Origin of the sequence: Sulfitobacter delicatus (assembly GCF_900102535.1) — a bacterium.
Taxonomy (GTDB): domain Bacteria; phylum Pseudomonadota; class Alphaproteobacteria; order Rhodobacterales; family Rhodobacteraceae; genus Sulfitobacter; species Sulfitobacter delicatus.
In genome coordinates, this window is the sequence record NZ_FNBP01000002.1 from 127,717 (window position 1) to 141,821 (window position 14,105).

The 14,105-nt window shown below is 62.9% G+C and carries 15 protein-coding genes; 1 reads left to right on the forward strand and 14 read right to left on the reverse strand.

Annotation, left to right across the window (positions count from 1 at the left end; genetic code table 11):
• Window positions 1-99 precede the first annotated feature (99 nt).
• From BLS57_RS03920 to BLS57_RS03975, 12 genes are all read right to left on the reverse strand, one after another.
• Window positions 100-714 carry a NuoB/complex I 20 kDa subunit family protein gene (locus BLS57_RS03920; protein ID WP_244153590.1) on the reverse strand — a complete coding sequence of 205 codons (615 nt, stop codon included), beginning with the start codon at window positions 712-714 and terminating at the stop codon, window positions 100-102.
• Window positions 705-1,070: an NADH-quinone oxidoreductase subunit A gene (locus BLS57_RS03925; RefSeq protein WP_093739417.1), complete on the reverse strand. Its 366-nt coding sequence runs from the start codon at window positions 1,068-1,070 to the stop codon at window positions 705-707. The genes BLS57_RS03920 and BLS57_RS03925 overlap by 10 nt, the downstream gene beginning before the upstream one ends.
• Window positions 1,071-1,232: 162 nt before the next feature.
• Window positions 1,233-2,015: a crotonase/enoyl-CoA hydratase family protein gene (locus tag BLS57_RS03930; RefSeq protein WP_093739419.1), complete on the reverse strand. Its 783-nt coding sequence runs from the start codon at window positions 2,013-2,015 to the stop codon at window positions 1,233-1,235.
• Window positions 2,016-2,017: 2 nt separating this feature from the next.
• Window positions 2,018-2,872: a hydroxymethylglutaryl-CoA lyase gene (locus BLS57_RS03935; RefSeq protein ID WP_093739421.1), complete on the reverse strand. Its 855-nt coding sequence runs from the start codon at window positions 2,870-2,872 to the stop codon at window positions 2,018-2,020.
• A 39-nt stretch (window positions 2,873-2,911) separates the two neighbouring features.
• Window positions 2,912-3,580 carry a glutathione S-transferase family protein gene (locus BLS57_RS03940; protein ID WP_093739423.1) on the reverse strand — a complete coding sequence of 223 codons (669 nt, stop codon included), beginning with the start codon at window positions 3,578-3,580 and terminating at the stop codon, window positions 2,912-2,914.
• Complete coding sequence (locus BLS57_RS03945) at window positions 3,577-5,517, reverse strand: acetyl/propionyl/methylcrotonyl-CoA carboxylase subunit alpha (RefSeq protein WP_093739425.1); 1,941 nt, start codon at window positions 5,515-5,517, stop codon at window positions 3,577-3,579. The genes BLS57_RS03940 and BLS57_RS03945 overlap by 4 nt, the downstream gene beginning before the upstream one ends.
• Before the next feature lie 79 nt (window positions 5,518-5,596).
• Window positions 5,597-7,201, reverse strand: coding sequence for a carboxyl transferase domain-containing protein (locus BLS57_RS03950; RefSeq protein WP_093739427.1), 1,605 nt, complete (start codon window positions 7,199-7,201; stop codon window positions 5,597-5,599).
• The gene (locus tag BLS57_RS03955) at window positions 7,198-8,700 is read right to left on the reverse strand and encodes an AMP-binding protein (RefSeq protein WP_093739429.1); all 1,503 of its coding nucleotides are present in this window, start codon (window positions 8,698-8,700) and stop codon (window positions 7,198-7,200) included. The genes BLS57_RS03950 and BLS57_RS03955 overlap by 4 nt, the downstream gene beginning before the upstream one ends.
• Window position 8,701: 1 nt before the next feature.
• Entirely contained in the window at window positions 8,702-9,418 is a 717-nt protein-coding gene (locus BLS57_RS03960; RefSeq protein WP_093739431.1) for a flavodoxin family protein, read from the reverse strand.
• Window positions 9,411-9,812, reverse strand: a complete 402-nt coding sequence (locus tag BLS57_RS03965; protein WP_093739433.1) for a DUF1622 domain-containing protein — start codon at window positions 9,810-9,812, stop codon at window positions 9,411-9,413. Before BLS57_RS03965 ends, BLS57_RS03960 begins: the two co-directional genes overlap by 8 nt.
• Before the next feature lie 41 nt (window positions 9,813-9,853).
• Complete coding sequence (locus BLS57_RS03970) at window positions 9,854-10,339, reverse strand: lysozyme inhibitor LprI family protein (RefSeq protein WP_093739435.1); 486 nt, start codon at window positions 10,337-10,339, stop codon at window positions 9,854-9,856.
• Window positions 10,339-11,499 (reverse strand): isovaleryl-CoA dehydrogenase, encoded by a 1,161-nt coding sequence (locus BLS57_RS03975; RefSeq protein ID WP_093739437.1) that lies wholly within the window; start codon window positions 11,497-11,499, stop codon window positions 10,339-10,341. Before BLS57_RS03975 ends, BLS57_RS03970 begins: the two co-directional genes overlap by 1 nt.
• Before the next feature lie 148 nt (window positions 11,500-11,647).
• Between BLS57_RS03975 and BLS57_RS03980 the strand changes: the two genes are divergently transcribed.
• Window positions 11,648-12,124 carry a pyridoxamine 5'-phosphate oxidase family protein gene (locus tag BLS57_RS03980; RefSeq protein WP_093739439.1) on the forward strand — a complete coding sequence of 159 codons (477 nt, stop codon included), beginning with the start codon at window positions 11,648-11,650 and terminating at the stop codon, window positions 12,122-12,124.
• Here BLS57_RS03980 and BLS57_RS03985 read toward each other — a convergent pair.
• The gene (locus BLS57_RS03985; RefSeq protein WP_093739441.1) at window positions 12,121-13,320 is read right to left on the reverse strand and encodes a DegT/DnrJ/EryC1/StrS family aminotransferase; all 1,200 of its coding nucleotides are present in this window, start codon (window positions 13,318-13,320) and stop codon (window positions 12,121-12,123) included. The genes BLS57_RS03980 and BLS57_RS03985 overlap by 4 nt on opposite strands.
• Complete coding sequence (locus BLS57_RS03990) at window positions 13,320-13,994, reverse strand: HAD-IA family hydrolase (protein WP_093739443.1); 675 nt, start codon at window positions 13,992-13,994, stop codon at window positions 13,320-13,322. The genes BLS57_RS03985 and BLS57_RS03990 overlap by 1 nt, the downstream gene beginning before the upstream one ends.
• Between the last annotated feature and the right edge of the window lie 111 nt (window positions 13,995-14,105).

A 14,105-nucleotide genomic window follows, 5' to 3' on the forward strand; every position in this document is an offset into this window, starting at 1 on the left:
CGCAAATCTTCCTTCCACGCGCCGATCAACGCCATCTGTCTGTCGCGCATCCGGCGCGTTGTCTGTCTCGCCCGCGCCGCTAAGGGCGCAGGCTATAGCTTAACGCACAATCGTCCCGGTGCGGCGGATCTTACGTTGCAGCTGCAAGATCCCGTAAAGCAGCGCTTCCGCCGTGGGCGGGCAGCCGGGCACATAGATGTCCACCGGCACGATCCGATCACAGCCGCGCACCACCGAGTAGCTGTAGTGATAATAGCCCCCGCCATTGGCACAGGACCCCATGGAGATCACATAGCGCGGCTCAGGCATCTGGTCATAAACCTTGCGCAGCGCCGGGGCCATTTTATTGGTTAGCGTGCCTGCCACGATCATCAGGTCAGACTGGCGCGGGCTTGCACGCGGTGCCGTGCCAAAGCGCTCAAGATCATAGCGCGGCATGGAACTGTGCATCATTTCAACCGCGCAGCAGGCCAGACCAAAGGTCATCCAGTGCAGCGAGCCGGTGCGCGCCCAGTTGATGATGTCCTCGGTCGACGTCACCAAGAAACCCTTGTCCTGCAGCTCTGCATTCAGGGTTTGGGTGGCCACCTCAGGGTCAGGCCCCGCGCCGTACTGGCCGTAAGCTTCCGGCGCAGAGGCCCCGGATTTGACACGTGGGCTCTGGTAGCCGTCACCCACGACTGGGGTGACCAGACCGTCATCCTTTACTGCCATTCCAGCGCTCCCTTTTTCCATTCATAGGCGAAGCCCGCCGTCAGCACGCCCAAGAACACCATCATGGACCAGAAACCGACCATGCTGATTTCCTTAAAGGCCACGGCCCAAGGGAAGAGGAAGGCAATTTCCAAATCGAAGATGATAAAGAGGATCGACACCAGATAGAAACGCACGTCGAACTTCATTCGCGCGTCGTCAAAAGCGTTGAACCCGCATTCATAGGCCGAGACCTTTTCCGGGTCAGGGTTGCGCACAGCCACCACCACAGCGGCGAGGATCAGCACAAGGCCCAAGCCGATGGCAACGGCCAGAAAAACGAGGATGGGCAGGTATTCCCGCAGCATGTCGTCCAAGGGGATGCTCCTTTCGCGGTGCGCGGCAGTCGAAAGGGGTCCGAGCCCCGCGCAGACAAACTTGAAACGGGTTTAACTCTGCCGGTGGGTAGGGTCAACGGGCCAAGGCCGCATATTGCCGCCCTGCCCCGTTCAATACGATCAATTCACGCAGGTCTGACGTTAGATCACCCAAGCCGCCTTGCGCTTGTCGAAAAAGGCGCCGATTCCCTCGGCGGCCTCTTCAGTTTCCCAACGGGCCGCGAGGGCGTCGATGGATAGTTTTACGGCTGCGGGCGTAGCGATTCCGCCCAAGTCCTGCGCGAGTTTTTTGGCGGCCGCAACGGCACCCGGCGCGCAGGACAGATAGGGCACGACTTCGGCCTCTACCGCCGCGTCCAACTCATCTGCCGGAACGGCACGGGCCAGCAGCCCCAGATCGACCGCTTCCGCCGCATCAAACAGCCGCGCCGACATAAAGACCCGCCGCGCGCGCCCCTCGCCCATCCGTGCCAAGACGTAAGGCCCGATGGTCGCGGGGATGATGCCCAGCCGGGTCTCGGTAAAGCCCATCTTGAGGCTATCCACGCCCACGGCCACGTCACAGACCGAGGCCATGCCAACCCCGCCGCCAAAGGCATTGCCCTGCAGCTTGCCGATCACCGGCTTCGGCAGGGCGTTCAGCGCCCCCAGCATGGTGGCCAGCTTGCCTGCCTCAGCCGAGCGCGTTTCGGCATCCATATCCGCCTGATCGCGCATCCAGCCCAGATCACCGCCCGCGCAGAATGACTTGCCCGCCCCGGTCAGCACCACGACACGCACCGCATCGTCTGCGGCCAACTTGCCCGCCGTATCCGTCAAGTCCGCCAGCATCTGTGCCGACATCGCGTTGTGTTTCTCTGGACGGTTCAGGGTAAGCGTCGCCACCCCGCGCGCGTCGGTCTCGATCGTCAAAGTCTCGTACATAGTTAGCCTCGCATCGCCCGTGCCATTTCGGCGGCCTCTTCGACCACCGTTTGATCCACCCCGGTGTCATAGCCCAGATCCGTCAGATGTGCGTTCACCGCCTCGGTCGCGACATTGCCCGCCGCTCCCGGCGCATAGGGACAACCGCCCAGACCACCAACCGCCGCATCAAAGACCCGCACGCCCATCGAAAGAGAGGCATCGATATTCGCCATCGCCCGGCCATGGGTGTCGTGGTAATGCCCCGCCAGACGCCCCACCGGCACCACATCGCGCACTGCCAGCAGCATCCGCGCGATGGTGTCGGGCGTGCCCGCGCCAATCGTGTCGCCCAGCGAGACCTCATAGCAGCCCATCGCAAAGAGCTTGTCCGCCACCCGCGCCACCTCGCCCGGATCGACCTTGCCATCATAGGGGCATTCCACGACGCAAGAGACATAGCCCCGCACCGGCATGTCGATGTGCCGCGCCTCTTCGAGGATCGGCGCAAAGCGCGCGAAAGCCTCTTCGATGCTGGCGTTGATGTTCTTCTTGCTGAACCCTTCGGAGGCCGAGGCGAAGATCGCGATCTCATCGGCCTTGGCCTTCACCGCGTCCTCATAGCCGTACATATTCGGCGTCAGCGCGGCATAGCGCACCCCTTCGGCACGGTTGATCCCGGCCAAGACCTCACCCGACCCCGCCATCTGCGGCACCCATTTGGGGCTTACGAAACTGGCGCATTCGATGCGGCGGAACCCGGCTTCGCTCAGCTTGTCGACCAGCGCCACCTTCTCGGAAACCGGAATCTCCCGCTTTTCGTTCTGCAACCCGTCGCGTGGTCCGACTTCGAAAATCTCACAATGTCCAAGGCTCATTGGCCGCTCTCCCCATTCATGTTGGTCCCGCCGCCCGGCTTAGTCCACCGGCCAAGGCGCATAGAAATCCTGCGCATAGAGCCGCCCCTCCTCGGGCAAGGCCTGCGCAAAGCTTTCGCGTTCCGTGATCCGTTCATACCACGCCGCAACCGATGGGTGGTCATCCAATTTCACGAAATGTCGCGCCATATAAACCGCTTGGCCGACCGAGATATCGGCGGCGGAAAACCCAGAGGTCAGCAGGTAATCGCGGTTTTCAAGCGGTGTCGAGAGCCGCGCCTCAAGCGCGTCGTAACATTTGCCAATCCGCGCCGCCTCAAGCTTCATCACGATCGGGCTGCGCATGGCATCCTCGCGCAGGGCGATATGCTGCTGGGTCAGCGCCGCCGCATGTTGGCTGATGGTCTCGGCAAAATGCACCCAAACCAGCCACGCCATCCGGTCCGGGCTGCCCACCGAGCGGCCCATCCGGTCCGGACTATAGCGCTCGCAGAGATACTGCGTGATCGCCCCGGTTTCGAACATCCGCTCGCCGTCAATCTCCAACGCCGGCACCCGGCCCGCGGGCGAGAGCACCAGATACTCCGGGTCGCGCAGGCTGCGGTCAAAGGCATGCATCTTGACCTGAAATTCGACATCATCAAGCTCATGCAGCAGCCAAAGCGTGCGCATCGAGCGGGTCTGCGGGCAATGGTGTAGCGTGATCATGCTTCTGCCTCAGCCTCCAGCCGCACAAGTGCTGCCCCAGCCTCGACCTGATCGCCCGGCTGTGCCAGCACCTCGGCCACCACCCCATCGCGGGCGGCGAGCAAGGAATGCTCCATCTTCATCGCCTCAAGCACTGCCAAGCGGTCGCCCTTGGTCACCCTCTGGCCCACTTCGGCATCAATCGCACGCACCAGCCCCGGCATCGGCGCCTCGACGATATTGCCATCGCCATGCGCCGCCGCCGCCTTTGCCAGCGGGTCGATCACATCAAAGGCAATGCCATAGGCATCAAAGACCGTGACCACGTCACCCGCGACCGAGACCGTCGGCGCCACATGGCCGTCGACCTTCCAACGCCCACCGATCCGCTCGGCGCGCACTTCGCTGTCGCCCACGGTCCAAAGCTGCACGTCTTCCGACAGCACCCGCACCTTCAGCAAATACTCTTCGCCGTCCCGGCCCAGCATCACCTGCCGCCGCAACGGCCGCCAAAGGTTGAACCCTGCCTCCGCCGCAGGGTCCAGCAGCCCAAGCGCCGCCATCCCCGCCAGCGCAAAATGCCGCCCGGGCACCGCGGGCTGCGCGGTCAGCGCGTCAATATCGCGCGCAATCAGGCCGGTATCGACATCGCCCTTGGCAAAACCCGCATGCCCCGCCAGCGCGCCGAGGAAGGCAAGGTTCGTCACCGTGCCCCCCACTTCGCAGCCCTTCAAGGCCGCCCGCAGCCGCGACAACGCCACGTCCCGCGTCGGCCCATGCACGATCACCTTGGCGATCATCGGATCGTAGAAGGGGCTGATCGTATCGCCCGCCCGCACGCCACTGTCGGCGCGGGTTTGGGGCGTGAACGAGAGATGCGTCAGCGTCCCGGTGGCGGGCAAAAACCCCTTCGGCACGTCCTCGGCATAGAGCCGCGCCTCAAAGGCATGGCCCTCGATGGTCAGCTCATCCTGTTGCTTCGGCAAGGCTTCGCCCGCCGCCACGCGCAACTGCCACTCCACCAGATCGACGCCGGTGACCAGTTCCGTCACCGGATGCTCCACCTGCAAACGCGTGTTCATCTCCATAAAGAAGAAGCCATCAGCGCTCAGCCCGCCCGAGCTATCGACGATGAATTCCACCGTCCCGGCCCCGGCATAGCCAATCGCCTCCGCCGCGCGCACCGCCGCCTCGCCCATGGCGCTGCGCATCGCTTCGGTCATGCCCGGCGCGGGGGCCTCTTCGATCACCTTCTGGTGGCGGCGTTGCAAGGAACAATCCCGCTCAAACAGATGCACCGCATGGGTCCCATCGCCAAAGACCTGCACCTCGATATGGCGAGGCTTGGTCACGAATTTCTCGACCAGCACATCGGAATTGCCAAAAGCGGTCTTGGCCTCCGACCGTGCCGAGTCCAGCGCTTCCTGAAAGCTCCCGGCCTTCTCGACCAAACGCATCCCCTTACCGCCGCCGCCCGCGACGGCCTTAATGAGCACCGGATAGCCAATCTTCTCCGCCTCACGGGCCAGCAACGCATCATCCTGATCCGCCCCGTGATAGCCCGGCACCACCGGCACGCCCGCCTCGACCATCAGCGCCTTGGCCGCATCCTTCAGCCCCATCGCCCGAATGGCCTTGGCCGAAGGCCCGACAAAGACCAACCCCGCCGCCTCAACCGCCTCCACAAAATCCGGGTTCTCGCTCAAAAACCCATAGCCCGGATGGATCGCCTGCGCGCCACTGTCGAGCGCCGCCTGAATGATCACATCGCCTTTCAGATAACTTTCCGCCGGAGCCGAGCCGCCGATATGCACAGCGGCATCCGCCATGGCGACATGTTTCGCGCCCGCATCCGCATCGGAATAGACCGCCACACAGCGCACCCCCATGGCCTGCGCCGTTTCCATTACCCGGCAAGCAATCTCACCCCGGTTCGCAATCAGGATCGTGTCAAACATGCTCTACCCTTTTCATCTCTTTCTGGTTCCAAATACTTCGGGGGGTCCGGGGGGCTGGCCCCCCGAAACCGCGCCCCGATCACATCCGGAACAATCCAAATTTTGTCGGTTCAATCGGCGCATTCAAACTGGCCGTGAGGCTCAGATAGAGCACATCGCGGCTCTTGCGCGGATCGATGATACCGTCGTCCCACAGCCGCGCCGAGGCATAAAGCGGGTGGCTCTGCTCCTCGAACATATCAATCGTCGGTTGTTTGAAGGCGGTCTCTTCTTCCTCGGTCCAAGTATCCCCGGCCCGCTCAATCGCGTCGCGTTTGACGGTGGCAAGCACGCCTGCCGCCTGCGCGCCGCCCATGACGGAAATCCGGCTGTTCGGCCAAGACCACAGGAAGCGCGGACGATAGGCCCGGCCCGACATGCCGTAGTTGCCCGCGCCAAAGGAGCCGCCGACCAGCATGGTGATCTTGGGCACATTGGTGGTCGCCACCGCCGTCACCATCTTGGCCCCATGGCGCGCGATGCCCTCGTTTTCGTATTTGCGGCCGACCATGAAGCCGGTGATGTTTTGCAGGAAAACCAATGGGATGTTGCGCTGGCTGCAAAGCTCGACAAAATGCGCACCCTTCTGGGCGGCTTCGGAAAACAGCACGCCGTTGTTGGCGATGATGCCGATGGGGCAGCCTTTGACATGAGCAAAGCCGGTCACCAGTGTCTCGCCAAAGCGCGGCTTGAACTCGTCAAAGCGGCTGCCATCGACCAAGCGCATGATCACCTCGCGGATGTCGTAGGGTGTGCGCAGATCGGCAGGCACCACGCCCAGCATCTCGTCGGGGTCATAAGCGGGCTCTTCGGGGCTGGCCCAGTCGACGGTGGCGGGTTTGGTCTTGTTGAGATGCCCCACGGCACGGCGCGCCAACGCCAGCGCATGGGCGTCATCCTCGGCCAAATAATCCGCCACACCTGAGAGCCGCGTATGCACATCGCCGCCGCCGAGGTCTTCGGCGCTGACCACCTCCCCCGTCGCGGCCTTCACCAATGGCGGCCCCGCGAGGAAGATCGTGCCCTGCTCTTTGACGATAATGGTCACATCCGACATCGCGGGCACATAGGCACCGCCCGCGGTGCAAGACCCCATCACGACGGCAATCTGCGCGATGCCCTTGGCGCTCATCCGCGCTTGATTATAGAAAATCGCACCAAAGTGGTCGCGGTCGGGGAAGACCTCGTCTTGGTTCGGCAGGTTGGCCCCACCCGAGTCGACAAGATAGATGCAGGAAAGATGGTTCGCCTCGGCAATCTCTTGGGCGCGCAGGTGTTTTTTCACCGTCATCGGGTAATAAGTGCCGCCCTTCACGGTGGCGTCGTTGCAGACCACCATGACCTCATGGCCCTGCACCCGGCCAATGCCCGCGATCACGCCCGCACAGGGTGCGGCCCCACCGTAGAGCCCATGCGCCGCCGTGGCCCCGATTTCCAGAAACGGGCTGCCGGGATCGAGCAGATTGGCCACACGCTCACGCGGCAGCATTTTGCCCCGGCTCTCGTGCCGGGCGCGGGACTTCTCGCCGCCACCGAGCGCTGCGGCCTCGGCTGCCTCGCGGACCTCGCTGAGCGCTTTCAGATGCGCCATCTCGTTCGCCTTATAGGCATCCGAGGATGGCAGGGCTTGGGATGTCAGTTTCATGTTACGTCCTCATTCTCTTGCGCCGCCAGACGCTTTAACTCTTTGCGGATCACCTTGCCGGTGACGGTCATCGGCAGGTCCTCCACGAATGCGATTTCACGGGGGTAGGAATAGCTGGCGAGCCGCTCCTTGACCCAATCTTGCAAGTTTTTCGCCGTGGCTTTGGCGCCGGGTTTCAGCACAACATAGGCTTTGACGATCTCGGTGCGCAGCGCGTCCGGCTTGCCCACCACGCCGCAGGTCGCGACGGCACTGTGCGTCAGCAGGCAGTCCTCAATCTCCGCCGGGCCGATGCGGTAGCCCGCTGAGGTGATCACGTCATCCTCCCGGCCCACAAAGCGCAGATAGTCGCCCTCCCAGATGCCCCGATCACCGGTCAGCAGCCAGTCGCCATGGAACTTCGCCGCAGTCTCCTCGGGCCGGTTCCAGTAGCGCAGCATCATCGACGGCGCACCTTTGCGCACCGCCACGTCGCCTTCGGCGTCGGTGGGCTGGCCGTCAGCGTTCAGCACTGCCAAGTCGAACCCGGGCACCGGCTTGCCAATGCAGCCGGGCTGCGCGGGGAAATCGACGCCGCAGCTTGAGGCGACCATATTGCACTCGGTCTGGCCGTAGAACTCGTTGATCTCCAAGCCAAAAGCCTTGCGACCCCAAGCCAGCATCTCGGCGCCCAGAGGCTCGCCGCCGCTGGCCACGGAACGCAGGCCCGGCAGCGACACATCCGCCGCTTTCAGCATCCGCAGCGCAGTCGGCGGGAAGAAGACATTGCGCACATCGCCGCACGCGATCACATCGGCGCAGCCTTCGACGGTGAACTTGGGCATTCGCGCCGCTACGACCGGCACACCAAGCGCCAACGCGGGCATCGCCACATCGAAAAGCCCGCCGATCCAAGCCCAATCCGCCGGGGTCCAGAGGCAATCGCCGGTCTGGCCCAGATGGTCGTGGCTCACCGAAACCCCCGGCAAATGGCCCGAGAGCACCCGATGCCCGTGGAGCGCGCCCTTGGGGGTGCCGGTGGTGCCAGAGGTGTAGATCAGCACGGCGGGGTCTTCGGGGCCGACCTCGGCAAACTCGACCGAAGCGCCCGCGATGCCGACCTCGGACGCGATCCAAGGTGTCGCCAGATCGCCCAGCAGATCCGCGCCCTCGGCATCGGTCAGCACAATCGCACAGCCAGCGTCATTGATCCGGCTCGCCAGCGCATCGTGTTTAAACAGTTTGAACAGAGGCACCGAGATCGCGCCGACCTTCCAGATCGCCAGATGCGCGGCTGCACACCAAGGCGACTGGCTGAGCAAGACACCCACCCGGTCGCCGGGGCGCACCTCGGCCAGAAGCGCCCGCGCCAGACCATCGGCCCGCTTGGCCAGATCGCCATATGTCACATCGCGGCGGGCCTCCCCGGTCAGGTCAATGATCGCCAAGGCGTCCTCGGGCTGCGCCAAACATTGCGCGGCCATATTGCCCTGCCAGATGCTCCAATCGTCAGATTTCATATCAGCTTCGGTACTCCGGGTTCTCAAAATCAAACCGCGCACCGGCATCCCATGCGTTGCGGTCATTGCCCTCTTGCGGATAGCCGCCCGCTGCTTTCAACATTCGCGCCAGATGCATCGCGTTCCACGTCATGATCGTGGTGTTGCGCTGCGTGAATTCATTGTCGAATCCTGCGCGCTTGCCGTCCACGTCATCACCATAAGACGGCCCCGGCCCCGCCTCGCCGATCCAGCCGCAATCGGCCTGTGGCGGGATGGTGTAACCAAGGTGGTTCATCGCAAAACCGGTGGTCATGGCAACGTGCTTGATGCCGTCCTCATTGCCTGTCACCACAGAGCCGCCGACCTTGCCGTAAAACACCGATTGGCCCTTGTCGTTGAGTTTGCCCGACATGGCATAGAGCCGCTCGATCAAGACCCGACAAACGCTGCTTTCCTCGCCCAGCCACAGCGGCGTGCCGATGATCAGGATGTCTGCGGCCAGCACCTTTTCCCAGATCGCGGGCCAGTCGTCGCGGTCCCAGCCGTGCTCGGTCATGTCCGGATAGACGCCCGGCGGCACTTGGTGGTCCAGCAGATAGAGGTGTTCCACGCCCACCCCCTGCGCCTGCATGATCCCCGCGCTGGCGTTGAGCAGCAGTTGCGTGTGGCTGTCGCCGGGTTTTTTTTTCAGCGAGCAATTTACGTAGAGCGCCTTGAGGTCGGAAAAATCAGTCATCGCCAAGTTCCTTCTTCAGTTGCTCCAACTCCCGATCAAGGAAATAGGAGGTGATAGAGCGGATGATGACCAGCAGGAGCAGGAACATCAGATCGGCAAAGCGCAGGCTGATCGCGGTGTGGATCACATCAGAGACGATGAAAAGCTCAAGCCCCGCAAGGATGTAGCGCCCCAGTTCGATCCGCTCGCGGTTGGTGCGCCTGACCCGTTCCGGGCCGCTTTTGCCGACTTCGGCGATCACGACACCGGTCAGGAAACGCGCGGCACCGATCAGCAGCAGCAGGATGGCAGCAATATCGATCACCGCTGCCAAGATCTCAAAAATCTCGATCAGCCAAGGCAGCGCGCCATGCAGCACACCGCCTTCGGTTTCCATTTCGATCAGACTCTCCATCCCGGTTCCTCCGTTCCGTCCCTGCGCCGCAGGGGGCGCGCCTAGTAAGTCGACCCAAGAAGCAAGGCCTGCTCGCCCGTCATCCGCATGAGACACATTAGCGTCGCTGGCCCGCCGCCGGTGCCACCGCCCCATTGGCTACGCTCGTAGTCACAGGCGGCATCGCGGAACGTAATCCACGCGCGCTGCATGTCACGTAAGGCCTCGGCCTGTTTGGGGAGTTCGGGCTGGTACATGGCGGCGTCTTCATCCGCCGACTTCGCTTGGACCATCCGTGCGCGGTAGTTTTCGTTCAGCAAGCTGTCCCAGAAGGTCAACTCACCGTCCAGACAGCCGCCCATGCCATAGGTCGAATAGCCACCCGGCGCATCCATACAGAGGTTTGCCGACAGGCCAATGCACGCGCGCTTGTCGGCGAACTCTTCAGCCCCGGCGAGGCAAGTCGCCGTCGCATTGTTGGAATAGGTGATGTCCTCCGCCGCCGCCGGCCCGGCCAGAAGCGCGAGAGCCAGAAGCGGCGCGCGCATCACATGGCCCCCATCATTTCGCGGCCCACCAGCATGCGGCGAATTTCCGAGGTGCCGGCACCGATTTCCATCAGCTTGGCGTCACGGAAGATACGGCCCACCGGGTTGTCGCTCAGATAGCCCGCGCCGCCCATGGCCTGCACCGATTGATGCGCCTGCACCATGGCTTGCTCGGAGGCATAAAGACAGCAAGCCGCCGCGTCCTGACGGGTCACATCGCCCCGATCACAAGCCTGCGCCACGCTATAGACATAGGCCCGCGCCGAGTTCATCGCGGTGTACATATCCGCCATCTTGCCCTGCATCAGCTGGAAGTCCCCGATGCGCTGGCCGAACTGTTTGCGCTCGGCCATATAGGGCATGATCTCGTCCAGACAGGCGGCCATGATGCCAAGGCCAATGCCCGCCAGCACCACACGCTCATAGTCGAGGCCGGACATCAGCACCCGCACGCCTTTGCCCTCTTCGCCGAGGATGTTCTCAAAGGGCACTTCGCAATTGTCAAAGATCAGCTCGGCGGTGTTGGAGCCGCGCATGCCCAGCTTGTCGAAGTGGTTTGAGGTGGTGAAACCCTTCATCGACTTTTCGATCAGAAAGGCAGTGATGCCTTTGGAGCCCGCCTCGGGGTCGGTCTTGGCATAGACGACCAGTGTCTCGGCGTCGGGACCATTGGTGATCCAATATTTGTTGCCGTTCAGGCGGAAATGATCGTTCCGCTTTTCGGCGTGCAGCTTCATGCTCACCACGTCACTGCCCGCACCCGCCTCCGACATCGCCAGCGCGCCGACATGCTCACCGGAGCAGAGTTTCGGCAGATACTGTGCCTTTTGCTCGGGGGTGCCGTTCAGCTTGATCTGGTTAACGCAAAGGTTGGAATGCGCGCCATAGGACAGCGACACCGAGGCACTGGCGCGGGCGATCTCTTCCACCGCGACGGTATGCGCGACATAGCCCATGCCGGACCCGCCGTATTCTTCCTCGACGGTCATGCCCAGAAGGCCCAGCTCGCCCATCTCGGTCCAAAGCTCGGCCGGAAAATCGTTTTTGGTGTCGATCTCGGCGGCCATTGGCTTGACGCGCTCCTGCGCCCAGCGGTGCACCATGTCGCGCAGCGCGCCAACGTCTTCACCCAGATCGAACTGCATACTTGCGTTAAACACGACTTCTCCCCCGATTTATTGAACGCTTGTTCATTACCTACCGTCCTGTCCGCGATGCGTCAAGCATCAGCACGCGGCGTCACGCGGAACCACGCTGCTATGCCGGGGGTTGGCTTTGCAACTGACCTTACAACAAAGCGAGACCAAAATGAGCGATGATCTGAAGAAAGAGTTCTGGGACCGGATGGACGACACCCGCGCCGGGATGTTGATGACCAAGACCGCCCCAGCGATCCCGATGACCCACTATATCGACGAAGACGACCGCTCTGCCGTGCTGTGGTTTATCACCGCCAAGCAAACCGATCTGGCAAAATCCGCAGAGGGCCGCTCTGAGGCGCAGTATCTCATCGCCAGCAAGGACGAATCCCTCTGGGCGCGGATTGATGGGCATGTCTCGGCGGTGACCAACCCGACCGAACTCGACAAAATCTGGAACGCCATCGCGGGCGCGTGGTTCGAAGATGGCAAGCAAGACCCCGATGTGCAGTTGATCCGCTTCGACCTAACCGAAGCCGAGGTTTGGGCCACCGACGGCGGGTTCAAGTTCTTCTATGAGATTGGCAAAGCACAGTTGACAGGTGTGAAGCCGGATGTGGGCGACCACGGCACGATACGGTTCTAAGTCCAGCCCGCTTGAAAGACCGCGCTGACCTCAGCCCGGATGATCCGCGCGATCAAGGCGCAGTCGTCTAGGCTAAAGGTCAGCGGCACCCGCATGTCCATCAGCCCCGCCAGCACCGCATCGCTGGCGGGCATATTTTCGGCCTTCACATAGCGCCAAGTGTCGTAGCGGCTGGTAAAACCCTTCGGCTCCGCCCCCCCGAACCACTTTAGCTCCACGCCCCGTGCAGCGCAGCGGCTGACGACCTCTCCCACCGCCTCTGCGGACCATCCTTTCAGCAGGAATTGGATGGATGAGCCGACGATGCTCTCGGCCTCTGACCGATCAATGACCGTCAGCCCCGGCGTGTCGCGCAGCCCAGCTTCAATCACCCGGTAGCGTTCATTCCACCGTGCCACCTGCTCTGGCAACCTGCGCAACTGCGGGCGCAGCACTGCGGCGCGCAGATTGTCCATGCGGCCCGAGATATTGGGCGTCTCATAGCGGATCGTCTCAAAGGTCTCCGGTCCGGGTGCTGCCTCATGGCGGTCATAGAGCATATAGGACCCCGACAGCATAATCGCCCGTGCTGCGACGTCAGCGTCGTCGGTGATCAGCAAACCACCCTCGCCCGAATTGATATGCTTGTAGGTCTGACAAGAGAAACAGCCGACCTTGCCCTGCGTCCCCGAGGCTTTGCCGTTCCACGCCGCCCCCATCGTATGGGCGCAATCCTCGATCACCGTGATGCCGTGCGCGTCACAAAGCGCCATCAGCGCATCCATATCCGCCAGATGCCCGCGCATGTGGCTAAGCAGTAGCACGTCCGCCTGATCCGCCTTCGCCGCAAGATCATCAAGGTCGATGACTAGCTGCTCCGTCACCCCGACAAAGACCGGCACCGCGCCGAGTGACGCAATCGCCCCCGGCACCGGGGCCAGCGTGAAGGCATTGGTCAGCACCCTATCGCCCGGCTTCACCCCCACCGCCCGCAGCGCCGTGGACATCGCATAGCCGCCCGAAGCCACCGCGAGGCAGTATTTCACCCCCATCAGAGCCGCGAATTCCTGCTCCAGCAGCACCACTTCGGCCACTTCACCCGGCGCGGTGTTATAGCGGTGCAACCGTCCGCTGCGCATCACCGCCACCGCAGCCTCGATCGCCTCTTCGGGGATCGGCTCTTGTTGGGTGAAACTGCCGGTGAAGCATTCGTCCATCAGGCAACCTTGCCGATAAGCCGCTCCACAACGCGCGGCAGGTCGGCGAAATCATCCAACAGCGCTTCGGGCTCCAGCGCGGCCATGTCGCCACCGCCGGGGCCAAAGGTGACCAGCACGCAGGGCACCCCCGCCGCACGGGCAGTCTTGCGGTCGGTATCGGTGTCGCCGATCAACACACATTGCGCCGGATCGCCCCCGGCACGGCGCGCGGTTTCAAACAGATGCTCCGGGTCAGGTTTCCGCACAGCCAAAGTATCCGCCCCCAACATCGCGCCAAACGCCTCGCGCACGCCCAGCTTGGTCAGCAGCAACTCGGCCAGCGCCTCGGGCTTATTGGTGCAGATCGCTACGCAGTAGCCTGCGGCCTTAAGCGCCGCGACCGCCTCCATCGCGCCGGGATACATGATGGTGTGGGTGTCAATCTCGCGTTTGTAGGCGTCGAGCAGCATCGGGTAATAGCGGTCGATGGTCTCGGCGTCCTCGGCCCTGCCCAAACGTTGCATCCCCAGCGTCAGCATCGCCCGCCCGCCGCGCAGCGCGGTGCCCGCATCCTCAGCATGAACCAGCACATCGCCCGCGCCCATGTCGCGAAAACAGGCGTTGGCGGCCGCAATCAAATCGCCAGACGTATCGGCCAGGGTGCCGTCGAGATCAAAAACAACAGTTTTCACTGATTACTCCCTTGGCGGAACCCCGCCCTGCATGATGCGTTCGTGTTGCAGACCGCAACCTAGTTTGATGGGCGGTGGCCTTGCGCCTTTGTGCGAAGCGCGTAAAGAGAA

Bases quoted from the DNA above. Each gene is read 5' to 3' on its own strand.
- BLS57_RS03920 (WP_244153590.1), bottom strand. From the start codon at position 714: ATGGCAGTAAAGGATGACGGTCTGGTCACCCCAGTCGTGGGTGACGGC.
- BLS57_RS03930 (WP_093739419.1), bottom strand. From the start codon at position 2,015: ATGTACGAGACTTTGACGATCGAGACCGACGCGCGCGGGGTGGCGACG.
- BLS57_RS03935 (WP_093739421.1), bottom strand. From the start codon at position 2,872: ATGAGCCTTGGACATTGTGAGATTTTCGAAGTCGGACCACGCGACGGG.
- BLS57_RS03940 (WP_093739423.1), bottom strand. From the start codon at position 3,580: ATGATCACGCTACACCATTGCCCGCAGACCCGCTCGATGCGCACGCTT.
- BLS57_RS03945 (WP_093739425.1), bottom strand. From the start codon at position 5,517: ATGTTTGACACGATCCTGATTGCGAACCGGGGTGAGATTGCTTGCCGG.
- BLS57_RS03950 (WP_093739427.1), bottom strand. From the start codon at position 7,201: ATGAAACTGACATCCCAAGCCCTGCCATCCTCGGATGCCTATAAGGCG.
- BLS57_RS03955 (WP_093739429.1), bottom strand. From the start codon at position 8,700: ATGAAATCTGACGATTGGAGCATCTGGCAGGGCAATATGGCCGCGCAA.
- BLS57_RS03960 (WP_093739431.1), bottom strand. From the start codon at position 9,418: ATGACTGATTTTTCCGACCTCAAGGCGCTCTACGTAAATTGCTCGCTG.
- BLS57_RS03965 (WP_093739433.1), bottom strand. From the start codon at position 9,812: ATGGAGAGTCTGATCGAAATGGAAACCGAAGGCGGTGTGCTGCATGGC.
- BLS57_RS03970 (WP_093739435.1), bottom strand. From the start codon at position 10,339: ATGCGCGCGCCGCTTCTGGCTCTCGCGCTTCTGGCCGGGCCGGCGGCG.
- BLS57_RS03980 (WP_093739439.1), top strand. From the start codon at position 11,648: ATGAGCGATGATCTGAAGAAAGAGTTCTGGGACCGGATGGACGACACC.
- BLS57_RS03985 (WP_093739441.1), bottom strand. From the start codon at position 13,320: ATGGACGAATGCTTCACCGGCAGTTTCACCCAACAAGAGCCGATCCCC.